13 protein-coding genes, 1 tRNA gene and 1 other annotated feature are annotated in these 14444 nt (G+C 46.2%); of the genes, 9 read left to right on the forward strand and 5 right to left on the reverse strand.

Annotated elements, in window-relative coordinates; all coding sequences use genetic code 11:
- Positions 1-49: 49 nt before the first annotated feature.
- Positions 50-123, reverse strand: a tRNA-Gly gene (locus R7V76_RS08585).
- A gap of 172 nt (positions 124-295) precedes the next feature.
- Here R7V76_RS08585 and R7V76_RS08590 point away from each other — a divergent pair.
- Both R7V76_RS08590 and R7V76_RS08595 read left to right on the forward strand, forming a co-directional pair.
- Positions 296-841: an imm11 family protein gene (locus R7V76_RS08590; protein WP_261966374.1), complete on the forward strand. Its 546-nt coding sequence runs from the start codon at positions 296-298 to the stop codon at positions 839-841.
- On the forward strand, positions 838-1257 hold the full coding sequence (locus R7V76_RS08595; RefSeq protein WP_214767353.1) for a hypothetical protein: 420 nt from the start codon (positions 838-840) through the stop codon (positions 1255-1257). Before R7V76_RS08590 ends, R7V76_RS08595 begins: the two co-directional genes overlap by 4 nt.
- A 41-nt stretch (positions 1258-1298) precedes the next feature.
- Here the strand turns inward: R7V76_RS08595 and R7V76_RS08600 are convergent, their stop codons facing one another.
- Together R7V76_RS08600 and R7V76_RS08605 are read right to left on the reverse strand one after the other, a co-directional pair.
- The gene (locus R7V76_RS08600) at positions 1299-2270 is read right to left on the reverse strand and encodes an alpha/beta hydrolase (protein ID WP_318092066.1); all 972 of its coding nucleotides are present in this window, start codon (positions 2268-2270) and stop codon (positions 1299-1301) included.
- A 10-nt stretch (positions 2271-2280) separates the two neighbouring features.
- Positions 2281-3960, reverse strand: coding sequence for a formate--tetrahydrofolate ligase (locus tag R7V76_RS08605; protein WP_318092067.1), 1680 nt, complete (start codon positions 3958-3960; stop codon positions 2281-2283).
- A 167-nt stretch (positions 3961-4127) separates the two neighbouring features.
- Between R7V76_RS08605 and R7V76_RS08610 the strand changes: the two genes are divergently transcribed.
- From R7V76_RS08610 to R7V76_RS08635, 6 genes are all read left to right on the forward strand, one after another.
- On the forward strand, positions 4128-5018 hold the full coding sequence (locus R7V76_RS08610) for a carbohydrate ABC transporter permease (protein WP_012369485.1): 891 nt from the start codon (positions 4128-4130) through the stop codon (positions 5016-5018).
- Entirely contained in the window at positions 5015-5902 is an 888-nt protein-coding gene (locus tag R7V76_RS08615) for a carbohydrate ABC transporter permease (protein WP_318092069.1), read from the forward strand. The genes R7V76_RS08610 and R7V76_RS08615 overlap by 4 nt, the downstream gene beginning before the upstream one ends.
- Positions 5903-6045: 143 nt before the next feature.
- Positions 6046-6305: a binding site (T-box leader), on the forward strand.
- 67 nt (positions 6306-6372) lie between these two features.
- Positions 6373-7347 carry an aspartate--ammonia ligase gene (gene asnA / locus R7V76_RS08620; protein WP_318092070.1) on the forward strand — a complete coding sequence of 325 codons (975 nt, stop codon included), beginning with the start codon at positions 6373-6375 and terminating at the stop codon, positions 7345-7347.
- Between the two features lie 174 nt (positions 7348-7521).
- Positions 7522-7743 carry a hypothetical protein gene (locus R7V76_RS08625; RefSeq protein WP_012369488.1) on the forward strand — a complete coding sequence of 74 codons (222 nt, stop codon included), beginning with the start codon at positions 7522-7524 and terminating at the stop codon, positions 7741-7743.
- Positions 7744-7760: 17 nt separating this feature from the next.
- Complete coding sequence (locus R7V76_RS08630; RefSeq protein ID WP_318092071.1) at positions 7761-8354, forward strand: DedA family protein; 594 nt, start codon at positions 7761-7763, stop codon at positions 8352-8354.
- A 259-nt stretch (positions 8355-8613) separates the two neighbouring features.
- A complete protein-coding gene (locus R7V76_RS08635; RefSeq protein ID WP_318092072.1) occupies positions 8614-10068 on the forward strand; it encodes an IS1182 family transposase in 1455 nt (484 codons plus the stop codon).
- Between the two features lie 13 nt (positions 10069-10081).
- Here R7V76_RS08635 and R7V76_RS08640 read toward each other — a convergent pair whose 3' ends face one another.
- The gene (locus tag R7V76_RS08640) at positions 10082-11545 is read right to left on the reverse strand and encodes a potassium/proton antiporter (RefSeq protein WP_318092073.1); all 1464 of its coding nucleotides are present in this window, start codon (positions 11543-11545) and stop codon (positions 10082-10084) included.
- A 188-nt stretch (positions 11546-11733) separates the two neighbouring features.
- Here R7V76_RS08640 and R7V76_RS08645 point away from each other — a divergent pair, with 188 nt between their 5' ends.
- Positions 11734-13020: an ABC transporter substrate-binding protein gene (locus tag R7V76_RS08645; RefSeq protein ID WP_318092074.1), complete on the forward strand. Its 1287-nt coding sequence runs from the start codon at positions 11734-11736 to the stop codon at positions 13018-13020.
- Between the two features lie 52 nt (positions 13021-13072).
- On the opposite strand, the gene R7V76_RS08650 is transcribed toward R7V76_RS08645, so the two are convergent.
- The gene (locus R7V76_RS08650) at positions 13073-14365 is read right to left on the reverse strand and encodes an NCS2 family permease (protein ID WP_318092075.1); all 1293 of its coding nucleotides are present in this window, start codon (positions 14363-14365) and stop codon (positions 13073-13075) included.
- Positions 14366-14444: the final 79 nt, after the last annotated feature.

Consider the following 14444-nt stretch of genomic DNA (forward strand, 5'->3'; position numbering starts at 1 on the left):
GCATAAAAGTCATTGACCTATGTGTCGTGACCTATGTTATGTCATAAATTGGAGCGGGTGAAGAGAATCGAACTCTCATCATCAGCTTGGAAGGCTGAGGTTTTACCACTAAACTACACCCGCAAGAGTTGCTACATGAAATATAGTAGCATAGCAAAGCGTTTATTTCCATAACTTTTATGAAAAAAGGTAATTCTTTTGATTTTATGTGTACAATAATAAGAGCTAAATCGTTTACATGGGCTTCCTGTAACGAAAGTGAGTGGCTGAGGATGGAAAGAGGAGCGAATGACTGGTGAACAAAGTTCGAGTTTGGAGCGAACAGCTGATGGGAAAAGGATGGATGGCGACATGTCACCATCAAATCGATCGTTATCGCTTCACGACAGGAGAGTGGTTTCTGAACGCAAGCTTACTTGCCTTTTCAATCGAACAGGATGCAGATATGCTACCGGACGTGCTTCCGAACGAATTGAGGATCCCATTAGTATCTGAACGGATGAAACAGATGTTGGAACGGCTGACACCGTTTTCCGTCCAATGTCTCCGTGTCCAATTGAAGACACGAACGGGACTCGTCAATTACTATCTCATCAATATTCTAGCGGTAAGACGGGTGGAACATCTACATAAGACGGAGATTTTCCGCACGCTTCGGAAAAAACAAGTCTACTTCATGACGGAGCGAATCATCAGTACATCGCTTGGTCCCCACCACATCTTACGGGATGAACGTACGGAACGTATTTTCCTCTCGGATACGCTAGCACGGTGTTTCCAGCAACTGGCCGTGACAGGCATACATTTTGACGAGATAAATCGAATGGAGGAAATCATATGAAACAGTACACGGTCGATAATTGGATTACACTGCAATATCCAAAAACGTTTGAATATCAAGAAGAAGAAACATTCGTCAGTTTTTATTCGACAGAAGAAAATGCGATGGGGACATTACAATTATCCATCTATGAGTCGGATGCAGAAGAACTCACACCTTTTGAAGCAGCGGAACAGGAAATCAATTTATTGGTGGAAGAGTTTGGAATCGAACTGACGGGACCACTCGAAGCACGTCGGAACTCATCTAAAGAAGCACTTCTTGCTGTAGACGGAAAAGAAGAAGGCGTCTTCATCCGGATTTATGCATACTCAGACGGAGAACGGCTTGTTCTATTGACGTATTCTGCAGATCGGGAATCGTTGGAACTAGAAGAAATCGAAGCGATGATTTTATCATTAAGCTGGATCCATTAAGGACAAAACGGGGTGTCTCTCAACTGAGAGCACCCCGTTTTTTATTGATGTCCTTGCTTTCGCATGGAAGAAAGTGGATGTGAGCCGACTTGCTTGTTCAGCCAGCCCGCGATATCTGCAAAGACACGGATCCGTTCAAACTCATGGAATAACTCATGCCGCAATCCACGGTAGACGGTGAGTTGAACGCCTTCGACACGGACACGGTTGTAAGCGTCAAACAGCGTATGGATTCCTTTACCGTCAAAGGCAACCGGATCATCTTCCCCGGCGATCAGCAACAAAGGCAGATGGCGCGGGTGTTGGTACAGATAAGCCAGTGAGTTGACGGATTTGGTCGCCGCAAGCAACTCATGGAAAAAGCCGAGTGTCACGGTTTTTCCCGATAAAGGATCTTCGTCGTAACGTAAGACCGATTGAGGATCGGAAGATAACCAGGCATTCGATGAGAGTGCCGGGAAGAAACGTAAGTTGTACCGGCCGAAAATCAGTTTACTGATTCCTTCAGCAGGGTGCTGAGAAGAAGTCTGTTCGATGAGACGTCCGACAATTTTTTGACTGACGCTTCCAAGTAAACCGCTGTCCGTGGGAGGACCACTTGCAATGATACCTGCCAGCTCATGCCCAAGTGTCTGACCGAGGCGTCTTGAAATAAGTGACCCGAAACTGTGACCGAATACAAAAATTGGCAAATCGGGATAACGGTCCTTGATATCGTAAACCAGTTCTTCAGCATCCTGCATCAGTTGCGCAAAACCATGATTCGGCTCCAGATGCCCGAGTGACTCCCGTTGTTGCGCACGTGCACCGAAACAACGTAAATCCGGGATAATCGTGTGATAATGGTGGGCATAAAGAAATTCAGCAAACTCTTGATAGCGCGCGCCATGTTCCATCATGCCGTGGAAAACAATGACGACCCCTTTCGGAGCAGTAGCTTCTAACAGATGCATCGTCGTCGTATAGCCGTCTGATGCAACCCAGTGTGTATGGTCGATTGTCACATCTATCATCCTTCCCTGATTAAGAAAGTCCGTATATCGTTCCGTCTTCAGAAATTCCCATCTTATTGGCAGCCGGTGTTTTCGGTAAACCCGGCATGGTTAATACATTCCCGGTCAAGGCGACGATGAATCCCGCACCGATGGACGGCTTAATTTCACGGACAGTAATCGTAAATCCTTCGACACGTCCGTACTTGCTTGGATCATCCGTCAATGAGAATGGAGTCTTCGCCATGCAGATCGGCAGATGTCCGAGTCCTTGTTCGGTGCAACGTTCAAGCTCACGTAATGCCTTTTCTTCGAAGTGCACATCTGCTGCACCATAGACCCGTTTGGCAATCCGTTCGATTTTTTGTGTCAGCGGCAGTTCAGCCGGATAAAGCGGTGTAAACTGACTCTCTTCCTCCAAAGCCTCAAAGACCTGTTCCGCCAATGCTTCTCCGCCAGCTCCCCCTTGGCTGAAGACTTCGCTTTCCGCGACACGGATGTTCCGTTCACGGCACCATTCAAGCACGCTCTCGCGTTCCGTATCGGTATCGGTTGCGAAACGATTCAAGGCGACGACGGCCGGGACACCGAACAGATCCATTGTCTCGACGTGTTTCTCGAGCAATGCCAGCCCTTCGACTAAAGCAGCTAAATTTTCTTCCGCCAATTGATCTTTTGCCACCCCGCCATGCATTTTCAATGCACGGACGGTCGCAACGACAACAACAGCATCCGGATGTAAATGACCGATCCTTGATTTGATGTTAAAGAATTTTTCCGCGCCGAGGTCGGCACCAAATCCGGCTTCCGTGACGACATAATCACTTAGCTTCAAAGCAGTGCGTGTCGCGATCAGCGAGTTACAGCCGTGGGCAATGTTTGCGAACGGACCGCCGTGGATCAAAGCCGGTGTGCCTTCGACCGTCTGGACAAGATTAGGACGGAAGGCTTCTTTTAAGAGTAATGTCGCAGCACCGGAAGCTTCGATATCCTTGACTGTAACCGGCTGTTGGTCGTACGAATAGGCAACGACGATCCGGCTGATCCGTTCCTCTAAATCCGTGATGGAATCCGCTAAGCAAAGAACAGCCATGATTTCCGAAGCAACCGTGATATCAAACCCGTCCTGACGCGGAACACCGTGAGCCGGTCCGCCGAGCCCAATTGTGATTTGTCGCAAGGCGCGGTCATTCAGGTCGAGAACACGTTTCCACGTCACACGACGCGGATCAATTCTTAAGTCGTTTCCTTGATGAAGATGATTATCGAGCAGGGCACTGATTGTATTGTGGGCTGACGTAATGGCATGCATATCGCCTGTAAAATGCAGGTTAATCTCTTCCATCGGCAAGACTTGGCTGTACCCACCACCGCAGGCTCCACCTTTTAACCCCATCGTTGGTCCGAGTGACGGTTCGCGCAAACAAATCATCGTTTTATGATTGAGTCGATGTAACGCTTGACCAAGTCCGACCGTGACTGTCGATTTTCCTTCTCCGGCAGCCGTCGGATTAATCGCTGTGACAAGAATCAGTTTTCCATCTGCTTTCGTCGCCAATCGTTTCACCAGTCCGTCTGTTAACTTTGCTTTGTATTTTCCGTACGTATCATAATCCGCGTCAGTTAATCCGATGTGTTCGGCAATTTCGGAGATGGGACGTAGGATGGTTTGCTGGGCAATTTCTAAATCAGAACGAATCGTTTTTTCCATGGCGTAATCTTCCTCTCAAGATAAGTTTCTCTATATTTCCTTAATAGTAGCTTATCTGAAACGAACGCGCCAAATAATCGTTCAATATATTCCACCCAATGGGTCAAATGGTTGCGTTTTCATTTTATAGAAAGTCTCGTAGTCTAGGGATAGAGGAGGGATGAGCAATGGCAGTAAGCAATAAGAAAAAAGTAAAGCGCGGACTTGAATTTTGGATGTTTGTCGGACCCGTTTTTTTGGTGTTCGCAGTAATCGTTCTCGTACCTTTTTTTAATGGTGTCATGTATTCATTCACAGATTGGAACGGAATCACCGGTGAATTAAATTGGATTGGATTTGACAACTATGTCCGGCTGTTCACAGTGGACGAACAGTTCCAGCAGTCCTTCTGGCTGACGACGAAATATACCGTCGTTGCCGTAGTTTTAACGAATCTGGTTGGATTTATCTTAGCGTTTTTACTCACGCAAAATATTCGGACACGGAATTTTTTACGGACGATTTTCTTCATGCCGAACTTAATCGGCGGATTGATTCTCGGATTCGTCTGGCAGTTCATTTACGTTAAAGGATTTGCATCGATTGGCGAACTGACAGGGTGGAGTTTATTCGAACTTCCTTGGCTCGGTGACGCCCGAACCGGTTTCTGGGGAATTGTCATCGTCTCGATCTGGCAAGGCGGGGGATATATCATGGTCATCTATATTGCGGCCTTGCAAAATGTCCCGCAGGAACTGATAGAAGCAGCCAAAATTGACGGGGCCAACCGATTGTCGACTTTACGGAACATTACGATTCCGCTGATCATGCCTTCGGTCACGATTTGTCTGTTCCTGACGATTTCATGGTCATTCAAACTGTTTGATACGAACTTATCGCTGACGAACGGCGGACCGTTTAAATCGACGGAAATGTTGGCGCTGAACATCTATAAAGAATCGTTTACAAACAATAACCTGGGTCTCGGTTCCGCCAAAGCCATCATTTTCTTTGTGGTCGTTGCTGCGATTACCGTCACTCAAGTGTACTTGACGAAAAAACGGGAGGTGGAAGCATGAGTACTGCACAACCTTTACCGAAACCGGAGCTGAAGCCGGAGCAACCGGTACCGAAAAAGCGCGGCCGTTATTCCGTACGCCTCGGAACCGTCGAGATTGCCGCGTTGTTAATGGGGTTACTGTATATGATTCCATTTTATTATGTCATTTCGAATTCCTTTAAGACACAGGGTGACATCTTTACGAATACATCGGGACTTCCGAAAGAATGGATCACCTCGAACTATACCGATGCCTGGGAAGCGATGAACTTCGGGAAAGTGTTCCTGAACTCCGTCATCATTACTGTTGGTGCAAATGCCGTCATCGTCATTTTTTGTTCGATGGCCGCTTGGAAACTCGTTCGGACGAAAACGCGTCTGTCGACCATCATCTTTTTCCTGTTTGTCGCTGCGATGATCATTCCGTTCCAGTCGATTATGATTCCATTGTCGAAACTGTCGGGGGATCTTGGACTGCAAAACAGTTACTGGGGTCTGATTTTGATGTATCTCGGCTTTGGTTCCGGTCTATCGATCTTCTTGTATCATGGATTTATGAAATCGATCCCGGAAGAGATTGAAGAGGCAGCCATCATTGACGGTTGTTCCCAATGGGGTGTCTTTTGGCGGATTGTTTTCCCGTTGCTTAAACCAATCACAGTGACGATTGTCATTTTAAACACACTGTGGATTTGGAATGATTTCTTGTTGCCGTCACTGATGTTGCGTGATGTCGAACTGCGGACGATTCCGCTCGCGACGTTCTATTTCTTCGGTCAGTATACGAAGCAGTGGGACTTAGCACTTGCCGGATTAATCCTCGGGATCATTCCCTTGTTACTCTTCTTCTTTGCAATGCAAAAACAAATTATTCAAGGAATTACGAGTGGTTCCATCAAATAAGATGTAAGCGCGTTCTCGCTTCTGCGGGAACGTTTTTCTTTTGATTGGTTAATCTGATTAGTCAGATTATTTTATTTTTTTTTTGAAAAAAGGGCTTTTCAAATGCTTGCCGGATGGTGTACGATGTTCTCAATTCAATTGTAACAACGACGTTGAAGGGAAGAGTAACATCTTGTAAAACCGGATTAGCGAGCTGGGGGCGGTGAGAGCCCAGTCGGAAACAAGTTGCGAAGAACATCCCGGAGTCGCTACCCGAACACTGAAGTCAGTAGGCGTAGCCGGAGTCGCCTGTCCGTTATCATATGGCCGAAGATTGAGATGATAATTGATCATCAGTCTTTTGAGTGAGCAGCTGAGCTGTTAACATGGGTGGTACCGCGGAACCGAGTCTTTCGTCCCATATTCTTGGGAGAGAAGGGCTCTTTTTTATGGCTTCTTTTTCAAACACACAATTGAGGAGGAAGATTACCATGACAACACTCGTATCTATGAAACAGACACAGGAAGCCATCACACTTGTAAAAAAACGCTTTGAGGAGCAATTCTCGGCACAACTCGGATTAACACGCGTCGAAGCACCGTTATTCGTCGAAAGTACACTCGGAGTCAACGATCACCTGAACGGAATCGAACGCGTCATCCGCTTTGATGCAATTGACCATCAGGCAGAACTCGAAATCGTTCAATCTCTTGCGAAGTGGAAGCGCCAGGCACTCCACACATACGGATTCTCAAAAGGAGAAGGCTTGTACACATTGATGCATGCTATCCGTCGTGATGAAGTACTGGACGAAACCCATTCGATTCACGTTGACCAGTGGGACTGGGAACGTGTCATTACAAAAGAAGAGCGGACGATCGACTACTTGCAGACGACGGTGCGTGCGATTTACGCGTCCATTCGTCAAGTGGAACATGAAGTCGAAGAGAAACTCGCGATTGAAGCGATTTTACCGGAAACGATCCATTTCATGACGACACAAGAACTTGAGGACGCCTATCCGACCCTTTCGACAAAAGAACGGGAAACGGAAGTAACAAAAGAGTATGGGGCAGTCTTCTTGATGCAGATTGGTGGCGCATTGGCGTCCGGAGAAAAACATGACGGTCGAGCGGCTGACTACGATGACTGGACACTCAACGGTGATATTTTAGTTCACCATCCGGAAATCGGAGCATTCGAATTGTCGTCGATGGGTATCCGGGTCGACCGCGACACACTGCTCGCACAAATCGAGACAACAGGCGAACAGGCAAAACTTGATTTCCCGTTCCATCAAGGGGTACTGGCAGAGACACTTCCGCTGACAATCGGCGGCGGAATCGGGCAGTCCCGGATGGCGATGTTCCTCTTGAAGAAACGTCATATCGGTGAAGTTCAAGCATCGGTCTGGTCGGATGAAACACGTGCGGCGTACCGTGCGCAAGGTGTGCACCTGCTGTAAGAACGAGTGATGTATTGATAAATATAATGCAAACCGTACTGCTGACCATGATTTTATGGACGGCAGTATGGTTTTTTTATACATAAAAATAAGTTCATCCGACCTCAGACGGAGGAAAGACGTGTGAAAACACGTTATAATGGGCATATGAACTAATAAGAGAGAGGTGAAGATATGTCAGCGATACTCATTACAGGATTAGTGTTTGCCCTACTTTTCGTCGCGTTTCTTTGGTTTAACATCAAAGGATTACGGACGATGTGGCGTGATTACAAACGCACAGGATCAATGATGGCACTTGGCTTCTTTATCGTCGGAATCATCGGGATCTTTACAGGAGTTTGGACGACGCTCGTCGTCATCATTTATTATCTTCTTCGTCCTGCACGAGGCTGATTTAGAGGAGTGGTTGGATGTTAGAATGGTTGTTCTCAGCCGGAGAGTCGAATCTCTGGCTGTTTTTAGGAATTATGATTCTTGGACTCGGAACGGAATTAATCCCGGCTGAAGTCGGATTGCCGGTACTTGGTCTTTATGTATCAAACGGAACGATTAGTTGGACTGCAGCCGTCTTGATTGGTTTTCTCGGCAGTCTGATGGGGGCGACATTATTTTATTTTCTCGGTCGTTACGCCGGACGTCCGATTTTGGTGCGCTACGGAAAATGGTTGATGATTAAGGAACGGGAAATTGTTCAAGGGGAACGAATCGTATCGAAATATGGTTCATGGTCTGCTTTGTTCGGTCGTTTCTTCCCGGTTGTTCGTTCAGTCGTCTCCATTCCGTGTGGATTGTTCAACTTGTCTTTCAAACGATACGTACTCGCCTCGAGCATTGGTTTGTTCCCGGTTTCGTTTTTTTATGTTTGGTTGGGAGAAAAGTTTGGAGTTGAACGGGCAGAGTCCATGCTGAAGGGACTTGAACAGGAATTATGGTGGATTCTCGGAATCATCGTCGTTGGGATCATCGGTTACATCATGTATCGCCGCTTGAAATCGAAGCGTTAAGGATACAAAAAAGGACTGACTATTTAAGTCAGTCCTTCAGACTGAAGACAAAGTAGTGGTTTTTCTCTTGATGGAGAAGAACCGCTTTTTTATTCGCTTCGAATCGTTTTCCTGGGACAAGCATCGCGCCGCATCGCTTTGCTGCTGGGTCGCTCCTGCTTGTTTTTCCCTAGGAAGCGATTTCGAGCGAACAAACGCTTTTTCTTTCGTACTTCCGGGTATAAAACTAGCATAGATATTCGAAAGAGGAGGACTCATTATGATGGGCAAAAGAGATCAACATCATCGTTCTGAGAACATCACCATCACATTGGAACAACTGGTCCCGCAGGACCATCTCGTTCGAAAAGTCGACCAGGTCATGGACTTTGAATTCATCTATCCTTTAGTAGAGAAACTGTATTGTGAAAATAACGGAAGACCTAGTATCGATCCTGTTTTATTGATTAAGATGGCACTTCTCCAATACCTATTTGGTATTCCATCGATGCGTCGGACCATTAAGGAGATTGAGACGAATGTCGCGTACCGGTGGTTTCTCGGAATCGGACTGGATGAGAAGGTGCCGCACTTCTCTACTTTCGGAAAGAATTACGTTCGGCGTTTTCAGGACACGGATGTGTTCGAAACCATCTTTTATCGTATCCTCTCACAAGGCGTAGAAGCTGGGTTCGTGGACCCTTCGGTCCTATTCATGGATTCTACACACATCAAGGCGAACGCGAACAAACGAAAGTTCAAGAAGAAAAAGATTGTCCGTCGCGCTATCCAACACTATAAAGAAGAACTCGACCTGGAAATCAACGAGGATCGGGTACTGCATGGAAAAAAGCCCTTCACCCCCAAGGAGAGCCGTCTTGAAACACGGGAAATCAAGGAAAGTACGACAGACCCTGAGAGTGGTTACTACGTGAAGGGGGAACGTGAACGACTATTCGCTTATTCTTGCCATACAGCCTGTGATCGAAATGGCTTCGTACTTGGACTGATCCTCACACCTGGCAATGTACATGATAGTAAAATGCTTGAACCTCTTCTTGAATCCGTCAGTCATCGTTTCAGTCAGCCATTCGCTGTCGTAGCCGATTCTGCCTACAAGACAGTCCAACTCGCACGTCACCTTCTTCAACGAAACATCTTACCGGTTTTTCCTTATACCCGCCCCAGAGGGGTGAAAGGAATGTTCAAAACGAAAGACTTCTATTACGACGAATACTATGACTGTTATTTGTGTCCCAATAATCAAGTTCTTCGTTATCGGACGACCAATCGAGAGGGGTATCAAGAATACGTCTCTGATCCAACAATCTGTTCGTCGTGCTCTTTTCTTTCAGAATGCACGAAGAGCCAAGAGAATAAAAAAATGATTCTACGTCATCTCTGGCAGGAAGCAATGGATGAGGTGGAGCATTTACGGCATACTCCTGTGAATCGGGCATTGTATCGAAAACGACAGGAGACCATCGAACGCGTCTTCGCAGATGCAAAAGAAAAGCATGGCATGCGTTGGGCCCGATATCGTGGTCTGAAAAAAACAACGCTACAAGCGATGCTTACTTTTAGTGCCCTGAACCTCAAAAAATTGGCGAACTGGTCATGGGATTCTGGTGGGAATCCTTGTTTTTCACATCATTTTATACGACTGCATAAGACAAACCCTCATTTCGACGTTGAAATGAGGGTTTGTCTACGATCTGAAGGACTGACTATTTAAGTCAGTCCTTTTTTCATGGAGTTTTAGGGAATAAAAAGCGTTTTAGCGTTTTAATCCGGTGTTTCGGAGTTAATAGAAGCAACTGATCCCGACCTTCAAAAATCGTATCTCCTCGGGGTGTTACGATTTGGTCGTTCCGGATAATCGCCGTAATTAAAAATTCCTGCGGAAGATCAATATCCGCGATGGCTTTACCGACGAACGGATGGGAATTCGGAATCGTCAATTCGATGATTTCGGCATTCGGTTTTCCGATCGACATGAACTCGATGACCGTTTGAATGGCGGAAGAACCCGTGTCATTCAAATGAAGACGATCAGCGAGGAACGTTAACATGCTTCCTTGAATTAATGTCGATAACAGAACGGTGAAAAAGACGATGTTGAAGATCATGCCGGCGTTGTCGATGCCGGCAACCAGCGGATACGTCGCAAGAATGATCGGAACAGCTCCTTTTAAACCGGCGAAGGAAACAAATACTTTTTCCTGCCAGGAATAGTTAAAGGGAAGCAGACTGAGCCAAACCGACACAGGACGGGCAATAAAAATTAGAATCAAAGCAAGGGCAATCGACGATAGAATCACCTGCGGATCGAGCAACTGTTTCGGAAACACGAGTAACCCGAGCACGATGAACATCCCGATTTGCGCCAAGTGCGCCATACTCATCGTGAAACGGACGAGCGTTTGACGGTAAACCAACTCATGATTGCTGATGTAGATGGCAGTCACATAAACGGCTAAGAAACCGCTGGCATGAATCGTGTCGGCAATACCGAACGAAAGAAAAGCAAACGACATCAAGAGAATCGGATAGAAGCTCGAGGAACTGAGATCAATCCGGTTGAGTAACGTCGAGGCAATCCAGCCGATGAACAGACCAAGCAATAAACCAATCACCATTTCCCAGACTAAGGATGTTAAACCGGAAACTAGCGAAGCGTCCTTCGGGTTTGTCACGAATTCCAGGAAGAAGACGGTCAGAAAAACCGCCATCGGATCATTGGTACCGGATTCGAGTTCTAACGTTGAACCGACCTTTCGCCGGACGGATTGTCCGCTGAGAACTGAAAAAATCGCAGCAGCATCCGTTGATCCAACAATGGCACCAAGGAGAAAAGCGTTAGCCCAGCTGAAGCCGAGAATGTAGTGAGAGGCGACGGCAACGATCGTCGTCGCGATGAAGACACCAAACGTGGCAAGAGACAGAGAAGGCGAGAGTTCCGTCTTCACTTCTTTCCAAGCCGTTTGAAGACCTCCCTCAAATAAGATGATGATCAGCGCTACGGTACCGAGTAACTGTGCCAGTTCGGCATCATCAAACCGGATGAATCCGGTAATGTCACTGCCGGCAATCATGCCAAGGGCAATGAAAATCAGGAGAGCCGGAATATTGAGACGACTTGATAATTTCGTCGTCCAGACTGCGGTGAATAACAATAAACCAATCAATAAAATCGTGAACTGTAGGGACATTGCATCAAACTCCTTCGTGAAGTAGTATCTTCTTTTATCATACACTAATCCCGAGCTTTTTTGTCGGATAACGATTGTTCAATATTTTCCACCGCACCGGACAAAATTATCCGTTTTTATTGCAAGCGTTTTCATTTATTGTAAAAGCGTAGCACGATTATCAACTCGAAAATCAGGGAGGTATCCGAATGCGTAAACGTAAATGGGCAGCACTACCAGTTATGACGACCGCAATGGTCGTAGCACTTGCAGCATGTGGTGGCGGTGGAACACTCAATAGTGATGACTCAAAGGACAGTGGCTCTTCTAAGGACGGGAAGACCCTCAACGTATTCCAATTTAAAGCTGAAATCGCAAAAGACATGGAAAAGATGGCGAAGGCGTATGAAAAAGAAACGGGCGTAAAAGTCGTCGTTCAAACAGTCGGCGGCGGATCGGATTATGGCGCAGCCTTGAAATCTCAGTTTGCTTCGGGTAACGAACCGGATGTTTTCAACAACGGTGGATTTACAGAAGCGAAAACATGGCAAGACAAGCTGGAAGATCTTTCGGATGAAAAATGGGTCAGTGATTTGACAGACCTATCAAAAGAACCGATGACAATTGACGGAAAACTGTATGGTATGCCGATGAACTTGGAAGGTTACGGTTTCATTTACAACAAAGAAATCTTCAAGAAAGCCGGTATTACAGAGTTGCCAAAAACTTTAACGGAATTAACAGAAGCGTCCAAGAAGCTGAAAGCGGACGGAGTTACACCATTCTCAATCGGATACGGCGAGTGGTGGATTCTTGGAAATCACTTGATGAATATCCCGATGGCCCAACAGGATGATCCGGATCAGTTCATCGCTGATCTGAACTCCGGCAAAGGGAAGTTCGAAGATAATAAACAATTTAAAGAGTTCATGAATCTGTTTGATTTAACGATCAAGTACGGAAACAAAAATCCGTTGACGACAGATTATAATACACAAGTTTCCCAGTTTGCTGAAGGAAAAACAGCAATGATCCAACAAGGAAACTGGGCGCAACAATTGATTACGGATGTGAATCCGGATATCGAGATGGGCTTCATTCCGATGCCGATCAATGATGACAAAGAAAAAATGGATCGACTTCCGGTCGGCGTACCGAATAACTGGGTCGTCAACAAAAACTCGAAAAATAAAGAAGAAGGTAAAAAGTTCCTCGAGTGGATGGCGACATCTGACACAGGAAAAGATTATATGGTCAACAAATTCAAGTTCATCCCGGCGTTCAAATCAATCGAAGCAGCCGATCTTGGACCACTTGCTGACGATATCATCAAGTACTCCAAAGAAGATAAAACCATCTCATGGAACTGGTTCAAATATCCGGACGGCGCCGTTAACGAATTTGGTGCCATCATGCAAGCGTACGTAGGGAAACAAAAAACATCAGAAGAGATGTTACAAGACTTTACGAAGACTTGGGAAAAAATGAAGAAATAATAAAAAAACGTGTTGCTTCCAATTTTTCTTGGAAACAACACGTTTTTTATTATTAATGAAGGAAAAACAATTGGATGAAGAAGAGGACGGCGAACAGATAAATCAAGAAGTGGACCCGCTGCTTTTGGACAGCTTTCATAATCGGATAGATGATGAATCCGAAGGCGATCCCTGTTGCGATACTGCCGGACAGCGGCATGATGATGATCACCATGAACGCCGTAAAGGCTTCGCTGAAATCTTCCCACTCAATTTGTTTAATATTTTGTAACATCAACGCACCGACCAGGAGTAAAGCAGGTGCTGTAATAGCGGGAACACTTGAAATCGATTGAACGATTGGACCGAACACTGCCGAGAGCGCAAATAAGATGCCGACCGTGACGGATGTCAATCCGGTGCGTCCACCGGCTGCGACACCGGAAGCCGATTCGACGTAGGCTGTTGTTGGACTTGTTCCAAACATCGATCCGGCAATCATTGCCGTTGAATCAGATAACAAGGCGCGTTCACTGTTTTTCAGGGAACCATCCTCTTCGATCAGTCCAGCCTGTTCACCGACTGCGACCATCGTACCGGTCGTATCAAACATCGTGACGAGGACAAACGAAAGGACACCACTGAAGAGACCATATTGAATGACGTCTTGAACGGCAGTGATCGGATTCGCGACAAGAATGCCTTCCGGTAAAGTCGGCAAAGCAATCAAGCTTTTCGAGAACGTCAATTCACCTGTTAAGAAAGCGAGTACTCCCGACAGGACCATCGCATACAACAGGCCACCCGGAACACGTTTCACCGTCAGAATGGCAGCTACGAGTAATCCGACTAACGTAATCAGTGCTTCCGGTGACGTTAAAGAGCCGATGGTAATCAAGTTAGCAGGGTCTGCAACAAGGATACCGGACATCTTCAAACCGAGGGAAGCGATGAACAAACCGATTCCTCCGGTGATGGCCAATTTGAGCGTCGTCGGAATGACTTCGATTAATTTTGTCCGTAAAGGAGACAAGGATAGCAAAAGGAAGATGATTCCGGCGACAAAAACAACGGATAAAGCTGTTTGGTAAGGAATTTTTTCGCCGATGACGAGCGTATAAGTGAAATAAGCGTTTAAGCCCATTCCCGGTGCTACCGCAATCGGCAGGTTGGCGTAAAAGCCCATCAACAATGTCCCGATCAAAGTAGCGATGATCGTTGCCGAGAAAGCTTGATCCTGCGGAATGCCTGCTTCCGATAAAATAGTTGGGTTGACGAAAAGAATGTAGGCCATTGTGATGAACGTAATAAAACCAGCTTGAATTTCACGTTTGACCGTTGTATCGTGTGCTGAAAGTTTAAACATGAGTCAAAGACCACCTTAATCTCGAAAGTTTGTTAAAAACGAACATTAACGATGTTATATCAATATTCATTCGGAATCA

It is taken from the genome of Exiguobacterium artemiae, assembly GCF_033342815.1.
Taxonomy (GTDB): Bacteria; Bacillota; Bacilli; order Exiguobacteriales; family Exiguobacteriaceae; genus Exiguobacterium_A; species Exiguobacterium_A artemiae_A.